We start from the raw sequence: 19,184 nt of genomic DNA, 5'->3' as shown, positions 1-19,184 counted from the left end.
CCTCAGCTCCGATCGAACTCGGCGTCGATCACGTCGTCGTCATCCGACGACGCAGCGTCTCTTCCGCCGGTCTGGTATCCCTCGCCGCCGTTTTGAACCGCTGCAAGCCCGTAGAGCAACTGCTGCAGCTCCGAGGTCAGTGGCTCTACCTCCGAGGGTGGAGCACCGTCTTCTACAGCCTTCCTCGCGTCGGCGATCAACATCTCGGCACGCGCTTTCTCGTGCGGTGGCGCACTGTCACCCAGTTCGGCAAGTCGCCGTTCCACCTGGTAGGCAACCGAATCGAGGGCGTTACGTGCGTCGACCGCCTTGCGCAGCTCCTCGTCCTCACGCCGGTTCCGTTCGGCCTCGGCGAGCATGCGCTCGACCTCGCTCTGGTCGAGGTTGCCCTGTTCGCTGATCGTGATGCTCTGCTCCTTGCCGGTGTCTTTGTCACGGGCGGTGACGTTGAGAATGCCGTTGGCATCGATATCGAATGTGACTTCGACCTGCGCCTCGCCGCGTGGCGCAGGTCGGATGTCTTCCAGCCGGAACCGGCCCAGCACCCGGTTGTCGGCGGCGCGTTCGCGTTCGCCCTGCAGGACTACGACGTCCACGGCGGACTGATTGTCTTCCGCTGTGGAGAACACTTCGCTGCGTCGGGCGGGGATCGTCGTGTTGCGCTCGATGATCTTGGTCATTACCCCGCCCTGCGTCTCGACGCCGAGGGACAGTGGGGTGACGTCGAGCAACAGTACGTCGGAGACCTCACCTTTGAGCACGCCTGCCTGGACCGCGGCACCGAGCGCCACGACCTCGTCCGGGTTGACGCCCATGTGGGGATCCTTACCGCCGGTGAGCCGGCGAACGAGTGCCTGTACCGCCGGAATGCGTGTCGAACCACCGACCAGGATCACCTCGTGGATGTCGTTGGCGGTGATCTTGGCGTCACTCATTGCCTGCTTTACCGGACCGAGGCAGCGTTCCACCAGATCTGCCGTCAGATCCTCGAACTTCGATCGCATGATCGTGGTGGTGAGGTGTTTGGGGCCGTTCGCGTCTGCGGTGACGAAGGGCAGGTTGACCTGGGCTTGAGTTACCGAGGACAACTCGACCTTGGCCTTCTCTGCCGCCTCGAAGAGTCGTTGCAGCGCTTGTGGATCCTTGCGTAGATCGATGTTCTCCGCGCTCTGGAACTCGTCGGCGAGGTAGTCCACCAGGCGCCGGTCGAAATCGTCTCCGCCGAGGTGGGAGTCGCCGGCCGTCGAGCGAACCTCGACTACTCCCTCGCCGACATCGAGCAGGCTCACATCGAACGTGCCGCCGCCGAGGTCGAAGACCAGTACGGTCTCGTGGGTCTGTTTGTCCATGCCGTACGCCAATGCCGCCGCGGTCGGCTCGTTGATGATCCGCAGGACCTCGAGGCCCGCGATCCGGCCGGCGTCCTTGGTGGCGTTGCGCTGCGCGTCGTTGAAGTAGGCCGGAACGGTGATGACCGCTTCCTTGACCTTCTCGCCAAGGAACTTGCTGGCGTCGTCGACGAGTTTGCGCAGCACCAGGGCACTGATCTCCTCTGGTGCGTACTTCTTACCTCGCACGTCGAATCGTGCCTCACCGTTGTCGCCCGGTACGACGTCGAAGCTGACCGCTTTGGCCTCCTCGGAGATCTCGTCGAAATGACGTCCGATGAAGCGTTTCGCCGAGTAGATCGTGCCCTTCGGGTTCAGGATCGCCTGTCGTCGGGCCAGCTGACCCACCAGGCGCTCGCCGCTATCGGTGAATGCCACCACCGACGGCGTCGTCCGCGCACCCTCGACATTGGAGATCACCACCGGTTCGCCGCCTTGCCAGCTTGCGATGACCGAGTTGGTGGTGCCCAAGTCGATGCCTACCGCAGTTGCCATGATTCATTCCTTTCGATTGGTCCGGCCGGTGAGTCGGCGGACGGCTCGGTCCGCGACTTCGACGTCGGCGAGGACTTCGGAGTGCCGTGGTTGTGTAGGGACATGGTCGTAAGGACTGGGAACGAGGTGAAGTCGCGCTGGCTGCCCTGTCCTGTGATGCGTGCATGAGCAGGCCGAACGGAGCGCCGACAACGGCACCGAAGATCGGCGCGTAGAAGCTGAGATCGAGGCGGGTACACGGCGGCCGGCCTCGGTGGAGTAATCCAAAGATCCAGCCTAATGGTGTAGCTGTCCACGCGCCCGCGGCGGCGCGGGCGCGGTCCAGCGGTAGTTCAGTGTGCCGATGACCTATTCGACCGGCTCGATGTCCTGGCGCGCGATGGCTAGTTTGCCTACTGCGAAATGCTGGCCGGAGAGGTCGTCGACGGCGTTCTCAGTTTCGGCGAAGTTGGCGAACGTTACTATATTTGAGGGGCAGATCGGTGCGGACGTACCGTGGTAGTCCCGCCACTGGACTCTGACATCACCTCCCTGCCTGATGGGTTGGCCGGCCAGAATATCTCCGTGTGGTGCCGCTGCCGCGGATGCCTGGGGTTTTGCGTAGGGGCAGTCCCAGTGTCATCCGATGCGGTTCGGCCGCAGTGAGAATTGTCGCGTCAGGATTGCGTGAGTCCTGCATATACCTGGCCTCTACTCGCTCCGGGGCACTTCTCAGTATCGCCCAGAACGGTGCCTACCGTCATGGAATGGGGGAATCGACGCAGCGGGTTCAAGTATTGGTCGTAACCCTGCTGATTGGAGAGAAGTGTGCGGATGGGACGAAGAGAGCAAGACGGGAGTCGAGTGTCGACAACGCTCGAATTCGAGGCCGATGCGACGGTGGAGAACGAGAGCACCGTGTCGGTGTGTGGCTAGTCTGCCTAATTCTCCATTCTGATCCTGGGAAGACTGTCGATCCCGCGTCCTCAAAGGCGGTAGCCGGCACCTTCGAGCGTCAACACGTCGGCGTGATGGACGATCCGGTCGATCATCGCGGCGGCGACGGCCTGATCGCCGAAGACTCGACCTGACCTTCGTCGCCCGGCGGGACCGCTCCGCGGGGCATCGTGGCTTTCGACGCCGCGACCCGATCGGCGAATCGCGCCGAAATATAGCGACGCACAGTTGATTCCGATACCGGGACACCGTGGTCGTCGCGCAGTCGTTGCGCGATCGTTGCTACGGTCACCGACTCGTCGAGCTGGCCTTCGATCCAGGTGTGGTGGGCGGCGATCGCCGGCCAGGTCACCGCCCGCGCCGTCGGGTCCACCACTTCGGGGAACCAGACCGCGATCAACTCGCGCCACAGGTTCTCGTCGAATCTGTAGCCGTCGCCGGGGGCAGCCCCGCCTCCAGCGCAGGGGCCAGGTACTTGCGGATGGGGAATTTCATGACCGCTGACAACCGCAGGAACCGCATGGTTCGATCCGGTCAGCGGAGACGAGGGAAGCGACACGCGGGCCGAGATATCTGTGCGCCTCGGGGGATCGAAGGTCGCGGTTGGTGGCTGTCGGTCGTGAACTCGTGCGCTCGAGGTCATTCATTCGTGCGCTTCAGGACATGTTCGTTCTCTGCTCGGCCACCTAGTGTTCCACCTCACAGCGATGCGACGGGGTTGCTCAACCGTCATCCAGATTGAACTTTGAAAGGTGGCTGTCGGCGTGGCTGGTCTGCAAACAGTGCAAAAGATTGGTCCGGTGCTCGATCTGTTCACAGTTCAGCGTCCGGAATGGGGTGTTTCCGAAGTTGCAGCGGCCATCGACGTGCCCCGGTCGAGTGCTCATGCATTGCTGGCCAGTCTCGTCGACACCGGGTTGTTGCAGTGCCGGAATCGCGGCCGATACCGGCTCGGCTGGCGCATCGTCGAATTGGGGGAAACACTCCGCAGCACTGTGGACGTACGGTCCTGTTCCGCTCCTGTGTTGGAAGAGCTGGTCGAAAACTATGGAGAAACGACACACTTGGCCATCATGGAACGCTGGAGTGTCCTCTACGTCGACAAGGTGATCGGTACGCACAACATCACCGTGCAGGGGGCTCGAGTGGGCACCCGGCTCGAGGCCCACTCCACAGCTGTGGGCAAGGTCCTGCTCGCGCAACTCCCTGCGTGTCAGGCTGAGTTGAGGCCAGCGGTTCACAGCAACTCCGCCTGCAGGGCGAGATACGGATCAACCCAACGATGACGATGTCCACCCCTACGGCGGTCGAGGACAATGACCGCATGGCCTCTACTCACCCCCGAGCCGACGGACCCCGCCGGCGCGTGTTCAGCCCCGCCGACAAGCTCGCCCACCTGGTCGCGTACGAGCAGGCCTGCGCGACGAATGAAGGCGGCGCGTACCTACGCCGTGAAGGCCTCTACTCGTCGCTGATCAGCGAGTGGCGCAAACAACGTGACGCCGGTGTGCTCGACGGCAAGCAACCCGGCACGAAGATCGGCAAGCTCACCGCCGAGCAGGCCGAGATCGCCCGCCTCAAGCAAGAGCTCGCCCGCGCGAACAAAAGACTGACCACCACCGAGGCCGCCCTGGGCATCATGGGAAAAGCGCACGCTCTCTTGGAATCTCTCTCCGAGAGAGCGGATGTCGACGGCAAGCCGAACAAGCGCTGACCGCCGTGTGGTGCGACTTGACCGCGGCCGGGGTGTCGACGAGAACCGCGAGTGCGTTGACCGGTGTGGTGCGTTCGACCGCAGTCCGGCGGCGTACCGTAGCGACCGCACCGACACCGCCGGTGGTGTCGGTGCCGCCGACCCCGCCGGCGAACAAGCTCACCGACCTCGAACGCCGTCGCATCCTCGAGGTGCTCAACAGCGATCGGTTTGTCGATCGGGCACCGCTCGAGATCTATGCGCAACTGCTCGACGAGGGTATCTACCTGTGTTCGGTGTCCACGATGTATCGCGTGCTGCGTGAGAACGCGCAGGTCAGCGAGCGTCGCCGGCTCGCGAGGCACCCGGCGAGGACCTGCCCGGAGCTGGTCGCCACCGCGCCGCGGCAGGTGTACTCGTGGGACATCACGAAGCTCGCCGGGCCGGAGAAGGGCCGCTACTTCGATGCGTACGTGATGATCGACATCTACTCGCGGTACATCGTCGGAGTCCATGTTCACGCGCACGAATCGGGTGTGCTGGCGCGGGAGTTGATGGAGCAGATCTTCGCCGTACACGGCATTCCACAGGTCGTGCACGCCGACCGTGGTACGTCGATGACCAGCAAGTCCGTCGCCACGTTGCTGGCTGATCTCGAGGTCACCCGTTCGCATTCGCGGCCGCGGGTGTCGAACGACAATCCGTACTCCGAATCGGTGTTCAAGACCCTCGAGTACGGGCCCGGGTTTCCTGAATGTTTCGGATCCCTCAGTCAGGCAAGGGGGTTCATGATCGAGTTCACCGAATGGTACAACCACGAACATCGCCACACCGGAATCGGGTTGCACACACCCGCCGATGTCCACTTCGGTCTGGCCGCCGGCAAGGCGGCCGAACGCCGAGAGGTACTCGATACTGCTCGTGCCCGGCATCCGCATCGCTTCGGCACCACGGCAGCGCCGAAGATCCTCGACCTGCCCGACACCGTCTACATCAACCGGCCAGGCGATGATCCCGAGGCCACCGTGGAGGACGCCACGATAGCCGCCTGACACCCACTGGACTCAAACCCCTTGACACATTCCGTATCCCGCATCAGTTGTGAAGACATACTGTCGAATTCGATGGTGCATTGCTCTGGTGCACAGTAGAACTGGCCTGTACGAGATGCTTGTGCTCGCCTAGAGCTGTGGCGGGCAGGGGTAGGAATGCGAAAAAGGCCGGCAGTCGCGATACCAAGGATTGTGACGAAGGCCGAGGTGATGGCCGCCCCTGGTTCGGAGGGGCGATTGCCTGTGAACACGGTGGTCAAGACTGATGGACCGATACCGTTGGTGAACTGCAGCAGAGCGCAGAGCGAGCTGCCGGGCGAGCCAGCCTCCTCGGATTACTCGGGCTGAAAGCAATATTTCCCGCCACTTGCCATGCTCGATAAATCGGGACTCGGAACATCCGAGGACGCGAGCTGGATACGGTGACGCCTAACCGCGCAGGACCGTGCATCCGCCGACGTCACTGAAGTCGCGCAATTGGGGTTCTTGCATGCTCGGCGGTTCACGGGGGCGGGGTTACAGAACGGCCTTCGGGTCCAGCTTTGCGGAAGATCTGCGGGTTACGTCCCCGGGCGAATGAACTGGCAACGAACAAAGTCTGGGGCAGCGAGTACATACGCGCTGCCCCAGACTCTTGTCGTGGTGGATCCTGAAGGTCAGAGCACTGCCGGCGCTGTGCTGGTTGCGGGCGTGATGGTGAACTCCTCACGGAAGATCAATCGAGGAGCCATACGCCTGCGCTTGAGTGCCTTGACTGCCGCATCGACCATCGCGGGTGGGCCGCACAGGAATGCGCTCATCCCCTTGCACGAGGGAAAGTCGCTGACCACGACATCGGTGACCAGCCCGGTTGCCCCTTCCCACTGCTCCTCGCTGAGAACGGGTCGGTAGTGGAAATGCGGGTGCCGGTGTTCGAGATCGCGGAAGAATTCGACATCGTAGAGGTCTTCCCGCCGGCGGCCGCCGTGGTAGAGGAACAGTTCTGGGACGAGGTCCTCGACGAGGGCGTGTTGGACGATCGATTTCAGTGGAGCCAACCCCGTCCCACCGCCGATCAAGATCGCCGGTTCATCCTGTTTCGCGACGAGATTGAACTGCCCGAGGGGGCCGCGCAGCGAGACTCGTTCCCCGAGCGTCATTGAGCGGAAGATCCACCCATCGGTCGACAACCCGCCCGCGGTGAGCTTGATGTGAAACTCCAGCCGCCGAGTCTCGGTCGGAGGATTAGCCATCGAGTACTGCCGCGCCCCTGCGTGCTCAGGAACGATGAGTTCGGCGTACTGACCGGCATTGAACTGCATCGGAGTGTCCAACTCGATCACCAGTCTGCGCGTGTTGGCAGCGATGTCGTCCAACACGACGACGGTGCCTTCATAGTCGCGTAGAGGATGACGAGGCACGCCGTCATCGCTGACGTTGCCGAGCGGCTCGACGGTCAAGTCCGAGCGGGGAGTGGCCATACACCCCAGAGCCAGTCCTTCGGCCCTTTCCTCGACGGTCAGGGTGTACTCCGGAGTCTGACGGTGGTCGACCTCACCGCGCAGCACCTTGAGTTTGCATGTCCCGCAGGTTCCCTGAGTGCACGAGTGGGGCAGCCACTCGTTGGCCCGCAGGGCAGCATCGAGAATGGATTGGGTTTCTTCAACGGCAATGTCCGTGTTCTTTCCCTCTATACGGACCAAATATTGATCAGACATTTCCGGTAGCGCTCCAATTCAATATCGATAACCTCGGGTGTTCCCGATGCTCGCCGTATCTGTGCAGATGATTCAGGAGGGGTGAGGTCGAGGTCGCCTACACTTCCCATTCGACAAACAGCTGCTTGGGGCCGCGGAAACCCCATCCCCAAAAGTCCACCTCGTGGGTTTCGTCTCGTTCGATGTTCGGAATTGCCTCGAGCAATTCTTCGAGTCCGATTCGGACGACTGCATTGGCGAAATAGGTTCCGGCGCATGCGTGTTTTCCGCCGCCGAAGGTCATGTTCGGCACCAGGGCACGATCGAGGTCGTATTCGGTGGGGGCGTTGTACGCGTTTTCGTCCTGATTGGCCGAACCGTACGACAGCATCACGATTGAACCCTCAGGAAGCGTGACCCCGCCCACGGAAACTTCTCTCGCGGCACGCTTGACCGCGGCGGACCAGATCGGGGCAACCCAGCGCATGCCCTCGGATGCGGCGCGGGGGATCAGAGTCGGATCGTCGATGACACGTTCGAGCTGGTCCGGTCGGCTGAACAGTCCGGCCAAGGTCGTGGCCATGGCATGACCGGGCTCCTGCATTGCTCCGAGCAGGAAGACATACAGGTTGGGGTAGATGACGTCGCGACTGCGGGTCTGGCCCTCCGGCATCCCGTCGTGCAGCCAGTGCGAGATGGCTGAATGGTCCGGTTCGACGATCCATTTGTCGATCTTCGGGTCGACATGCGCGATGATTTCCGCTTTGGCGCGGTCGCCGGGGGCGAACCCTTCGGGGTTGGCGAACTCACCGTTTTCGTCGACTGCCGCATTGGTGAACGACACGCTCAGATTGTGGAACCACTCGCGCAGTTTTTCGGTGCTGACATCCCCGAGACCGAGCAGGTCGCCCAGTGCGCGGACACTCACCGGCTCGCAGTAGGCGGCGACGATATCCGCGTGCCCGTCGTTCTCGAACTCGGCAATGCGCTGTCGCGCAAACGGTCGGACGAGATCGTCGATGTACTTGTCGACGGCTGAGGGCTGCAGGTGTGGTTCGACCATGTCCCTCAGGTTGCGGTGCTCGTCTCCGTTGGTATTCAGCAATGCCTGAGGGCCGAAGGTGCGGCCGCCGGCAGCGGAGATCACCGCAGGCCAGGTTGTGTCGTCTTTGGAGATCTCAGCACACAGTTCTTTCGTCGAGACGATGTGCATGCCGAGGGCGGGAACGTAGGCAATGGGTGCCTCTTTGCGGAGGCGCTCGTAGAACGGGTATGGATCGGCCTCGAGCTCCTCGATGGTGATTTCGTCGATGAAGCTGCGGGTGGAAGTCATCATGCTCCTTCTGATTTCGGGTGCTTTGAGCCGGGAGGCGGGCTGAGGCGGCTGTGAGCTGCTTCGGTTGACCAGGCGGAGGTGATCGTCGGGTCAGCGAAGCGCTGGTAAATGTCTGTGTGAGCTGGCCGCGACAAACGTCAGTTGGATGTGCCGATTATCGGGATGTCTGATGGGACCTGATCGCTAGCGTGTGCTGCGCTCGAGAGCGTCGAGAGAGCTGGTACGAAGTGCTGCACGGTTGAGTCGTGTGTCAGGGGCCTCGTTCATCCTCGGACGCCACTGGCGCGGATCTTCGTAGCAGCGCAGACAAGCTGCTCGGACCTCACTATGAGTCCCCGTCCACGCCTAGAAACCGCGTAAAGACGATCTCAGTTCCCCGGGGTTGGAGGCTCAGTGGTTTCGCGTGCGCCAGAGATTGGATATCGAACCGGTCGCGGCGGTCACTCATGCGTCGTTCTCCTTCGTCACCTGCGGCGGAGTGAGAGGTGGTGTGGCGGCCGGCGGGTGGCGGCGCGCACACGAATAGCGTCGGGCATGAGCCCGCAGGATCCGGCTTCCCAACTTCACCGAACCGCGTCGGTTTGTGTCTGATGTCACGAGGATGGTCGGAATCGTCGGCTGTGCGTCGCACTGTTCGGGATAGCCGAACGGAAAGGGTGAATCGTCGGGACATTTTCGGCTGCACCGGAAATGAGACGTGTCAGGGATGATTCGGGGAGCATCCCTGAGCTTCGTTGTTGGGTCCGGTCGAAAAGTGAGCAGCTGGCCCCGAGGTGGTCGCACTCCATCGTGTGCGACACGCACCTGCACATCTGGAGGCTGTGCCGTCGACTCGAGATGTCAATAGGGCGCGGGGCGGCGCCCACTGTCTGCCAAACCCCGACGATTCCTCGAGCTGTGTGCCCGCCGATAGGGCGTACGCACCGTCGCTCGACAGGTTGGAGCCCGACCTGCCGCCGGGGAGTTGGGCCGGCGGCTATATTCTCGAGCGGGACGGCAGATCGATCACGACCGTCGCCCCACTCGACCGCCTCGTCGTCCGCGAGATCAGTTCCCTCTGTCTGCCCGAAGACTAGCGGATCCAGATCGCGGACCTCCGTCGGGACGGCATCAGCGTGGTCGGAACTGTCCGACTTCCGAGCGCCGTCAACAGGATTTAGCCTCAATGCACCGATCGGCTGATGCGGTCGTCGTGACTTCCTTTGCGCACCTTCGGACAGAGTCTGGACACAGCTGACCGGACACCGAGGACCGGAGTGGGCGCGGGGCGGGCTCGATCGCCCGGGGCGGGACACGCCCGGATATGACCTGAACCACAGTGTGGCTAGGGTGACGGTCATGACGGAGAACACGACACGACGATGGGGCCTGACCGTCCCGCTCGACGGCATCCCCCTGCCCGACCAGCGACGCATCATCGAAGAGCTCCCCGACCTCGGGTACACGGACGTGTGGTCGTCCGAGGCCGGCGCCGCCGATGCGTTCACCCCGCTCACCCTCGCGAGCGTGTGGGCTCCCAGCCTGCGCCTGGGTACCGCGATCGTCCCCGTCTACACCCGCGGCCCCGCGACGCTGGCCATGTCGGCCGCGAGCCTCGCCGCCGCCGCACCCGGCCGCTTCGTGCTCGGGGTGGGCACCTCCTCCGACGTCATCGTGGAGAAGTGGAACGGCATCCCCTTCGAGGAACCGTTCAAGCGCGCCCGCGACACCCTGCGGTTCCTGCGCGCCGCCCTGTCGGGGGAGAAGGTCTCCGAGAAGTACGACACCTTCGCCGTCGACGGCTTCCGGGCCGGCGTCGTACCCGACCCGACGCCGCCGGTGCTGCTGGCGGCACTGCGACCGGGCATGCTGCGTCTGGCCGGACGTGAGGCCGACGGCGCCATCATCAACTGGCTGTCCGCCGACGACGTCCGCACCGTGGCGCCCTACGTCCACGAGGGCGGCGAGAACAAGGAGATCGTCGCGCGGATCTTCGTGCTCCCCGGTTTCGACACCGAGACCGCCCGCGCCATCGGCCGTCGCATGATCGCCGCCTACATGAACGTGCCCGTCTATCGGGCCTTCCACGAATTCCTCGGCCGGTCGGACGATTTCGCCGGTATGTGGAAGGCGTGGGCGGAAGGCGACCGCAAGGCCGCCCTCGAAGCGATCCCGGACCACGTCGTGGACGCCCTCGTGATCCACGGCGAACCGGAGGCGTGCCGCGAGCACGTGGAGCGCTACGTCGAGGCGGGTGTGACCACCCCGGCCATCGCCCTGGTGCCCTCGGGCGATCCCGCACCGATGATCCGGGCGCTCGCTCCGCGCTGACCGCCGGACGTCACGATTCGATGTCGGCGGTTAACGACGCCCGACGGTGACGCGACAACTCCTGCAGATGCGCTGTGCAGGAGGCGAGATGGCCGAGCCGACGTCGAGTACGGACCCGAACACGATCGCTCGTGTGATCGTGGTTGCCGACGACGGAGTGCCGTTGGCCGCCACGGTGACCGGACCGCGGGATGCGGATCTGACGCTCGTGTGCCTGCACGGCCACTGCCAGGACGCCGCGAGCTGGGATGCCGTCTGCGAATCGGTGGACCTGCCGGGTCTGCGCATCGTCCGCTACGACCAGCGAGGACACGGTCGTTCCGGGACCGGCGACGCCACCGCGTGCACGGTCTCCGGGATGTCGGACGATCTCGATGCGGTGCTCCGGACCCTCGCGCCGGACGGACCGGTGGTGCTGGCGGGATATTCGATGGGCGGCATGGTCGCGCTGTCCTACGCCCGTCGTCACCCCGACGCCGTCGGCGACCGCATCGTGGGTGTCGGTCTGATCGCCACCGCTGCATCGGGACTCGCGGACGGCGGTATCGGACGCTATCTGCGTCACCCGGCCGCCTCGATCGTGCACCGGGCGGTGTCGCGTGCGCCGCGCGTGATGGAGCTGTCGAAGCGCGCCGGAGGTCGCGTGTGCACGGTCGCTGCCCGCAGGCGCACGGAGGAATCGTGGTTGCGGATGGTCGGATCGGCGCTGTCGAACGAGACCTCCGTCGTCACCTGGTCGCGGCTGCTCGCCGACTTCGCGGTGCTCGACGAGTCCGCCGCCCTCGACGTGCTCGCGAGAGTGCCGGTGGTCGTCGCGGCGGGCACGGAGGACGTCTTCGTGCCCTTGCCGTTGTCGGAGGCGATGGCGGCGCGACTGCCGCACGCGAACCTCGTGCGGTTCGTCGGCGCCGGTCACCGCGTGCTCGCCGACCGTCCCGAGGAGGTCGCCCGCGCGCTCTCGGATCTGCTCGGGCAGGTCCGCGCCCCGGGTCCCGCTCAGCGCGTACCGACGAGCGTTGCTTCCTGATCGGCGAGCAACTTCCGGGGGACGAGCGCGAGCACGAGCAGGGCCACGGCGACCGCGAAGCATGCGACGAACCCGACGTGCGGCGCGGCGAGCGAGATGACGAACGGCACCGCGAAGCCCAGATAGATCAGGCAGTAGAAGACGGCGACGGTCTGTGCCAGCTCCTCCGGTGGAGCGATGTGCTCGACGGTGACGAGGCCGGAGACGAGCAGCATGCCGTAGCCGCCACCCAGGAAGACGGCGGTGACGAGGACGGCGAGAACCGATACCGGGCCGTCCACGACTACCGCGACGCCGGCGGTCACGAAGCCCAGCACACCGAGACCCACCCCCGTCCAGACGCCACGGTCCTCGCCGTGCCGGGTGATGCGCCGGGCCACGGGCTGTATCAACGCACCGGTGAGCAGGGTCAGGGCGGCGACCACCCCGGTGAACGCGACGGCCACGCTGTCCACGCGATCCGACACGATGGGCGGCATCGTCGCGAACGAGACGGTCGCGCATCCGAAGACCCACGGAGCCCACGGCACGACACCCCACCGGAAGCGTCGGGTGGACAGGGTCGACAGGCGCCACGAGCCCTGCACGGTGCGGGGCCGGTGCGCGTCGGGGACGGCCCACACCAACACCACCGCGACCACCATCAGAGCGATGTGCACGAGATAAGGCAGACGGTCGGGGGCGGGCAGCCACTGCGCGATGAGACCGGCGAACAGGGCACCGCTGCCGAATCCCGCCGACAACGACACGGCGGCCCGGCGCGCTCCCACACCCGGCCCTTCGCTGAGTTCCTTCATCCAGGCGGTGCCGGCTCCGAACGCCATCCCGGATGCCAATCCGGCGAGGACCCGACCGAGATACAACAGCGCGTGGATGTCGGCGCCCAGCAGCAGGACGATCGACGACACGATGCTCACCGGGATCATCGCCCGGATCACCGGACGGCGGCCGATCCGGTCGGCTACGCGCCCGAAGTAGAGCAGCGCGGGAATCAACCCGAGGATGTAGGAGCCGAGCATGGCGGTGAACGAGTCGCTGCCGAGTCCCAGGTGATCGCGGTAGACGAGCTGCATCGGAGCGAACTGATTGGCGCCCCAGCTCACCGCGAACACGGCGAACGCAAGACGAGCCCAGGACGGAATCATTCCCCGATCCTCTCAGGCCCGCTCCGGCGGGAAAGTATCAACTCTTCACACCGCGGCGACCGGCTTCCTGTGGAGTGTGGACGTAGGAGAGGCCCGGAGCCGGCCATAGCGTTCTCGTCGAACGCAGACCGAGGAGGGCCAGTGGCGGTAGAAGGTCGATCCCCGACGCTCGACACCGAGCGCACCGGAACGTGGACCGGCGCCGACGCGCGGTCGATCGCCGCCGTGGTCCGCAGCCGCGAGGTCACCGCCCGTCGCGTCGTCGAGGACCACCTCGCCCTGATCGCCGAGCAGAACACGCGCCTCAACGCGATCGTCACCGTCGCGGCGGACCATGCCCTCGCCGAGGCCGACGCCCTCGACCGGCGTCTCGCCCGCGGTGAGACGGCCGGTCCGCTCGCCGGGGTGCCATTCACCGTCAAGGACCTCATCGCCACCGCAGGCGTGCGCACGACGGCTGCCTCGAGGGCGCTGGCCGACAACGTCCCCGTCGTCGACGCACCCGCCGTCGCCGCGATGAAGGCGGCCGACGCGATCCTCGTCGGCAAGACCAACACGCCCGAATTCGGAACCTCAGGGCTCACCGACAACGAGATGTTCGGACCGGCCGTCAATCCCCTCGGCAGCCCCGAGTCGCCGCGATCACCCGGCGGATCCAGCGGCGGCGAAGCCGCGTCCATCGCGTCGGGCATGAGCGTCCTCGGACTGGGCACCGACTTCGGCGGGTCCGTGCGCTGGCCCGCACACTGCACCGGCCTGTGCTCCATCCGCCCCACCGTCGGCCGGGTGTCCGCGGACGGCCAGTACCCGGGGGTGCTCGTCGGCGACCACGTGCGGGCCAACCCCACGACGGTGCACGGCGCGCTGCAGACCGTCGGACCCATGGCACGGAACCTCGACGACCTCGTCCTCGCCCTGCGCGTGATCTCCGAACCGCACGTCGCGTGGACCGATCCGGCGAGTGTCGACGTCGATGCGCTGACGATCACCTGGGCGGACGGGGACGGCACGGTGCCCGTCGACGACGAGATCGTGGACGTCGTCCGCGAGAGCGCGCGGCGCCTCGGTGCCCGCCCCTATCGCGGGTCGGCGCTGGTCGAAGGGAACGAACTGTTCGGCCGGTTGCGGGCCACCCAGACCCACGCCGACATCGACGCGCTGGCGAGGACCGACCGCTTCGGTGCTGTCATCCGCGACCTGCTGTCCACGGCCGGTCGCGCCGAGCACCGGGAGGTGGAGGGCCTCTGGGCGTGGCGCACCGCGCTGATCCATCGGCTGCTCGACGAAATGGGCGACGTGCTGGTGCTGCCGGTCGCGTCCATCGGGGCGCCTCCGCTCGGCGACGATCGTTTCGCTGTCGACGATCGGCTGCTCACCTGGCAGGAGGCGCTGGCGAGTTGCCGCACGATCAGTGTCACCGGTTTCCCGTCCGTCGTCGTCCCCGTCGGGCGGACGAGCGACGGCATGCCCATCGGCGTGCAGATCGTCGCGCGCCCCTTCCACGACCACGTCGCGCTGGCCGTCGCCGCGCGTCTGTGACACACCGGTAAGGAGGTCACTGTGCGGGACATTCTCGACGAACTGTCGCGATGGTTCGACGACGGTGAGACGTTCGCGCTCGCGACCGTCGTGCGCACCTGGAAGTCGTCGCCGCGCGAACCCGGCGCCACGATGGCCGTCTCGCGGTCGGGCGAGGTGGTGGGCAGTGTGTCCGGAGGGTGCATCGAAGGCGCCCTGTACGACATCGCGGGGGACGTGCTCGCCGATGGCCATGCGCGGACCGAGGTCTTCCGTGTCACCGACGACGATGCCTTCGGCGTGGGCCTGACCTGCGGCGGCACCATCGAGGTGTTCGTGCAGCGGGTCGATGCCGCGACCTACCCCGAGTTCACCGAGGTGGCACGGCGGATCGGGGCGGGAGAGCCGGTCGCTGTCGTCACCGACCGGGAGTCCGCCGGCCATCGTGTGGTCACCCTCGACGGGGACGACACCGACCTCGAGGACGAGGTGCGACTGCGCCTGTCCTACGGCGATTCGGAGGTCTACGTCGACGAGGAGCGTGCGCAGATCGTGGAGATCTTCGCGCCGCGCCCACGGATGTACGTCTTCGGCGCCATCGACTTCGCGTCCGCCCTGTGCACGCTGGGGAAGTTCGCCGGTTACCGCGTGACGGTGATCGACGCCCGGCCCGTCTTCGCGACCCCCGCCCGGTTCCCCGACGCCGACGAGGTCGTGGTGGCGTGGCCGCACGTCTTCCTCGAGTCGGCGCCGATCGACCCCACCACGGTCGTCGCGGTGCTCACCCACGACGAGAAGTTCGACATCCCACTGCTCGAACGCGCCCTCCGCTGCGAGGCCGGATACATCGGGGCGATGGGCAGCCGCTCCACTCACGAGCGCCGGGTCGCCCTGTTGCGCGAGGCCGGTCTGTCGGCCGACGAATTGGGACGGCTGCACTCGCCGATCGGACTCGACCTCGCGGCGCGCACTCCGGAGGAGACGGCCGTGTCGATCCTCGCCGAGATCCTCGTGAGCACGCGCGGCGCCACCGGGCGCAGCCTCGCGGCACTGCGCGGACCCATCCATCGGGTCCCGGCGGGACGTGCTGCCCGACCTGCGGCTTGTCCGCCTGCGATTGACGGTGTTGCCGCAGCCCTCTAATGTCACGTGTCTCCCATGCGGGGGTGAACGACTGGCAGGTGGACGGGTATTGCTGTGACGGTGCGCAAGGCTGAGAAACCGGGGCCCAGCGCAGCCGAACCGGAACGCAGCGCAGCCGATCCGGAGGACAGCGCAGCGGTCGTATCCGAACCCTGCCCGCTCGCAGACGTCGTCTCCTCGGGCCTGCTCGGCGCACCGACGGTGCTCGCCGGCGACGTCTCCACGGCGCGGTCCGTCACCGGGGTCGCGGTGATGATGCTCCCCGAGATCGGTCCCTGGCTGCGTCCGGGGCTGCTGCTCGTCACCTCCACCACCGTGCTCGCGCGACTCGCCGTGCCGATCGCCGCCTTCCTGGCGCGGCTGGACCGGAGCGAGGTCTCGGCGCTCGTGGTCCGGCTCGACACCGGACACTCGCTGCCGCAGGGCCTCACGGACGACGTTCCCCTCCCGGTGCTGACGACGCCGGAGGAGGTCGTCGCGGATCACCGTCTCGCGCGGGGTCTCCGCGACATGGCCGTCGCTCAGGTGGAAGCCGTCTTCGAGGCGGATCACCTCCGTCGCGGGCTGCTCGAGATCGTCATGGCGGGCGGTGGACACAGGGCGCTGGCCGAGGGCATCTCGCGCCGGCTCGGTGGAGCGGTCCTCATCACCACCCCCGACGGACGCCAGACCTACAGGGCCGGAAGGGAATCCGACTTCGCCTGGCTGTCCTCGACGGCGGCGGTCGACCCGACGGGCCGGGTGCGGACCGATTCGATCGAGGGCGGGCTCGGTCTGCACCGCTTCGGCGACGAGTACGTGGCGATCGCCGCGATATCCGCCAACGGCATCGACCACGGTCGTCTCGTATTCTTCTGTCCCGCACGCGATCTCTCCGCACCGGATCTGTATCTCGTGGAGCAGGCAGCGACGGTGTGCGCGCTCGTCGTCAGCCGTGAGCTCGCGGTGTCGGCGGTCGAGGAGAAGCACCGGGCCAACTTCGTCCGGGACCTGTTGCGCGGCCGCGCCGGTGAACCCGAACAGGTGATCGTGCACGCGCAGATGTTCGGCTGGAATCTCGACCGCCCGGTGGTGGTGGTCGCCGTCGAACCCGATCGAGTCGACGACGATTCCTCGGCGGCACCGGCGCGACTGCCCGTCGTGGAACGGCAGGCCCGCGCGTTCGCGGGTGCGTTGGCCGGCCGTGATTCGGGTGCGTCCGTCACGGCTCTGGCGACCGAGACCGTCGTGCTCATGGGGGAGGGCAGCGACACGATGACCCTCGTGCACGAGCTCGTCGCCCAGGTGCGCGGCGCCGGTGGGGGAGGGCGTCGCCCGTTCGGTGTGGGGGTCTCGCGTGCGTCGTCGTCCACCGACGACCTGCCGGCGCTCTACGCCCAGGCGCGCACGGCACTCGAGGTGGGACGCAAGATATCCGGTCCGTGGGCGGTGACCCATTTCGACGATCTGGGTGTGTACCGGTTGCTGAGCCTCGTCGAGGACACCGAGGAACTCGAATCGTTCGCGCGCGAGACACTCAAGGAACTGACCGACGGCACGGCTGAGGCGCAGGACATGTGCCGTACCCTCGAGGTGCTCCTCGCCACCAACATCAACATCGCAGAAGCCGCGCGCCAGTTACATTTTCATTACAACACTCTGCGCTATCGTGTGGCGAAACTCGAAAAGATCCTCGGTCCCTTCACCGAGCAGCCCGAACTGCGGTTGGACCTTTCGCTCGCGCTCAAGATCATCGCGATGCGCGGAATCGATTCCTGACGATCAACCACCGATCTTGCCAATTTCGGCGGGTCGCTCCTGGCAGATTCCTCCCACGCCGGGCCGGAGCTGCTCCGTTAGCGTTTGCGGCTACCGAAGTACACGTGTGATCGGCAACACAGGCGTAACAATCCACGTGAACTCTATCGGCACCCACACCCTGCTGAAAGGTCCGATATGCCCATCTGGACAGTGCACGGAGACGGTAAGAACATAGAACCGGGTCAGGTCGTGGCGCCGATGGAGCGCCTGAGTTGGGGCCGCACGATCGGTCTGGGCGGCCAGCACGTGGTGTCGATGTTCGGCGCCACCTTCGTCTTCCCGATCATCATGGGTCTCAACCCGCAACTGGCAGTGATGCTCTCGGGCTTCTGCACTCTCTTCTTCCTCGCGGTCGTCAAGGGCCGGATCCCCAGCTACCTGGGAACCTCCGCGGCCTTCGTCGGCGGCATCGCCGCGATCTACGCCCAGGGCGGTTCGCCGTCGGAGGTCACCGGCGCGATCATGGTCTCCGGGCTCGTGCTCGCCGCGATCGGCGTGGTGATCCACTTCCTCGGCGGTTCGCTGGTCTTCAAGATCCTGCCGCCGGTCGTCACCGGCGCGGTGGTCATGCTCATCGGCTTCAACCTGGCACCGGTGGTGGCCGGCACCTACTGGCCGCAGGACCAGTGGGTCGCGCTGACGGTGATGATCGCGCTGATCGTGGGCAGTGTCGTGCTGCGCGGCTTCCTCGGTCGCGTCGCCATCTTCCTGGCGCTGCTGTTCGGCTACGCCCTGTCCTGGGTCCTCGACCGCATCAGCGGACCGATCACCTCCTACGACGCCGGTGCCGACGCCGTCACCGAACACTTCCGAGTGAACTGGGACGGCGTTGTCTCCGCTCCGTGGTTCGGTCTGCCGCCGTTCACGGACGAAGCGGCCGGTGTCGTCGGCATCCACGCCCCGTCGTTCAGCCTCACCTTCATCGTGCTCGTGCTGCCCGGCGTCATCGCCCTGATCGCGGAGAACGCCGGACACGTCAAGGCCGTCGCCGAGATCACCAAGACCGACCTCGATCCGATGATGGGACGCGCGTTGGCCGGTGACGGTCTCGCCACGGCCCTCGCCACGAGCGTCGGCGGCTCCCCGACGACGACCTACGCGGAGAACATCGGCGTCATGGCCGCGACCCGCGTGTACTCGACGGCCGCCTATGCCTCGGCCGGTGTCATCGCGATGCTCCTCGGTTTCTCCCCGAAGTTCGGCGCGGTCATCTCCGCGACTCCGGGCGGCGTGCTCGGCGGCATCACCGTGGTCCTCTACGGCATCATCGGCCTGCTCGGCGCCAAGATCTGGAAGGAGAACGGCGTCGACTTCGGCGACCCGCGCAACCTCATGCCCGTCGCTGCCGGTCTGATCATCGCGATCGGCGACACCAGCCTCCAGTTCACCGACACGTTCTCGCTGAGCGGTATCGCGCTGGGCACCATCGTCGTGATCGGTCTCTATCACCTGTGCCGGGTCATCGCGCCCAAGGACATCGCCCCCGAGGATCCCGATACCCCCTCCGAACAGGGAGAACCGGTCAGGACGGAGCCCGATCCGGACGGCGAGAGCGGCGCCGGGAGGGTGAAGGAGTTCGCGTGACCTCTATTACATCTGACATTGTCGACCGGTGAGCTTTGTCACTTCTCCACGAAACGTCGATCGCACTATGCGGGCAGGATC

At 65.8% G+C, this 19,184-nt stretch carries 12 protein-coding genes and 3 pseudogenes; 8 read left to right on the top strand and 7 right to left on the bottom strand.

Annotated features, from left to right (window positions below; all coding sequences use genetic code 11):
* Positions 1-2: 2 nt before the first annotated feature.
* The 4 genes and pseudogenes from dnaK to AC0LPE_RS21520 all read right to left on the bottom strand — a co-directional run bounded on the left by dnaK (position 3) and on the right by AC0LPE_RS21520 (position 3,219).
* Positions 3-1,883 carry a molecular chaperone DnaK gene (dnaK, locus tag AC0LPE_RS21535; RefSeq protein ID WP_039584650.1) on the bottom strand — a complete coding sequence of 627 codons (1,881 nt, stop codon included), beginning with the start codon at positions 1,881-1,883 and terminating at the stop codon, positions 3-5.
* Between the two features lie 3 nt (positions 1,884-1,886).
* Positions 1,887-2,407 (bottom strand): annotated as a pseudogene (locus AC0LPE_RS21530) (general stress protein).
* Positions 2,408-2,848: 441 nt separating this feature from the next.
* Positions 2,849-2,956: pseudogene (locus AC0LPE_RS21525) on the bottom strand (ATP-binding protein); the annotation flags it as partial.
* The gene (locus tag AC0LPE_RS21520) at positions 2,911-3,219 is read right to left on the bottom strand and encodes a hypothetical protein (protein WP_490606406.1); all 309 of its coding nucleotides are present in this window, start codon (positions 3,217-3,219) and stop codon (positions 2,911-2,913) included. The pseudogene AC0LPE_RS21525 and the gene AC0LPE_RS21520, both read right to left, overlap by 46 nt.
* 364 nt (positions 3,220-3,583) lie before the next feature.
* On the opposite strand from AC0LPE_RS21520, the pseudogene AC0LPE_RS21515 reads away from it, so the two are divergent.
* Positions 3,584-4,024: pseudogene (locus AC0LPE_RS21515) on the top strand (IclR family transcriptional regulator); the annotation flags it as partial.
* 119 nt (positions 4,025-4,143) lie between these two features.
* A protein-coding gene (locus tag AC0LPE_RS21510; RefSeq protein WP_490605198.1) for an IS3 family transposase occupies positions 4,144-5,564 on the top strand; the annotation gives its coding sequence in 2 pieces (ribosomal slippage) (positions 4,144-4,507 and positions 4,507-5,564; 1,422 coding nt in all).
* Between the two features lie 656 nt (positions 5,565-6,220).
* Here AC0LPE_RS21510 and AC0LPE_RS21505 read toward each other — a convergent pair.
* Both AC0LPE_RS21505 and AC0LPE_RS21500 read right to left on the bottom strand, forming a co-directional pair.
* Positions 6,221-7,261: an NADH:ubiquinone reductase (Na(+)-transporting) subunit F gene (locus AC0LPE_RS21505; protein ID WP_186455069.1), complete on the bottom strand. Its 1,041-nt coding sequence runs from the start codon at positions 7,259-7,261 to the stop codon at positions 6,221-6,223.
* 97 nt (positions 7,262-7,358) lie between these two features.
* Entirely contained in the window at positions 7,359-8,573 is a 1,215-nt protein-coding gene (locus tag AC0LPE_RS21500; RefSeq protein ID WP_490605197.1) for a cytochrome P450, read from the bottom strand.
* A gap of 1,341 nt (positions 8,574-9,914) precedes the next feature.
* Here AC0LPE_RS21500 and AC0LPE_RS21495 point away from each other — a divergent pair.
* The gene (locus AC0LPE_RS21495) at positions 9,915-10,886 is read left to right on the top strand and encodes an LLM class F420-dependent oxidoreductase (RefSeq protein ID WP_016692502.1); all 972 of its coding nucleotides are present in this window, start codon (positions 9,915-9,917) and stop codon (positions 10,884-10,886) included.
* Positions 10,887-10,974: 88 nt separating this feature from the next.
* The gene (locus AC0LPE_RS21490; RefSeq protein ID WP_088898665.1) at positions 10,975-11,913 is read left to right on the top strand and encodes an alpha/beta fold hydrolase; all 939 of its coding nucleotides are present in this window, start codon (positions 10,975-10,977) and stop codon (positions 11,911-11,913) included.
* On the opposite strand, the gene AC0LPE_RS21485 is transcribed toward AC0LPE_RS21490, so the two are convergent.
* Positions 11,883-13,058 (bottom strand): MFS transporter, encoded by a 1,176-nt coding sequence (locus AC0LPE_RS21485; RefSeq protein ID WP_085470107.1) that lies wholly within the window; start codon positions 13,056-13,058, stop codon positions 11,883-11,885. The genes AC0LPE_RS21490 and AC0LPE_RS21485 overlap by 31 nt on opposite strands.
* A gap of 141 nt (positions 13,059-13,199) precedes the next feature.
* Between AC0LPE_RS21485 and AC0LPE_RS21480 the strand changes: the two genes are divergently transcribed.
* The 4 genes from AC0LPE_RS21480 to AC0LPE_RS21465 all read left to right on the top strand — a co-directional run bounded on the left by AC0LPE_RS21480 (position 13,200) and on the right by AC0LPE_RS21465 (position 19,103).
* Positions 13,200-14,597 carry an amidase gene (locus AC0LPE_RS21480; RefSeq protein WP_490605196.1) on the top strand — a complete coding sequence of 466 codons (1,398 nt, stop codon included), beginning with the start codon at positions 13,200-13,202 and terminating at the stop codon, positions 14,595-14,597.
* 21 nt (positions 14,598-14,618) lie between these two features.
* On the top strand, positions 14,619-15,719 hold the full coding sequence (locus AC0LPE_RS21475) for an XdhC family protein (RefSeq protein WP_490605195.1): 1,101 nt from the start codon (positions 14,619-14,621) through the stop codon (positions 15,717-15,719).
* A 54-nt stretch (positions 15,720-15,773) separates the two neighbouring features.
* The gene (locus AC0LPE_RS21470; protein ID WP_490605194.1) at positions 15,774-17,477 is read left to right on the top strand and encodes a helix-turn-helix domain-containing protein; all 1,704 of its coding nucleotides are present in this window, start codon (positions 15,774-15,776) and stop codon (positions 17,475-17,477) included.
* A 177-nt stretch (positions 17,478-17,654) separates the two neighbouring features.
* Entirely contained in the window at positions 17,655-19,103 is a 1,449-nt protein-coding gene (locus AC0LPE_RS21465; RefSeq protein WP_490605193.1) for a uracil-xanthine permease family protein, read from the top strand.
* The last annotated feature ends 81 nt before the right edge of the window (positions 19,104-19,184 follow it).

This window comes from Rhodococcus sp. S3 (genome assembly GCF_058211795.1).
Note: the sequence above shows the minus strand (reverse complement) of the source record. Positions and strands in the feature narration are given on the sequence as shown.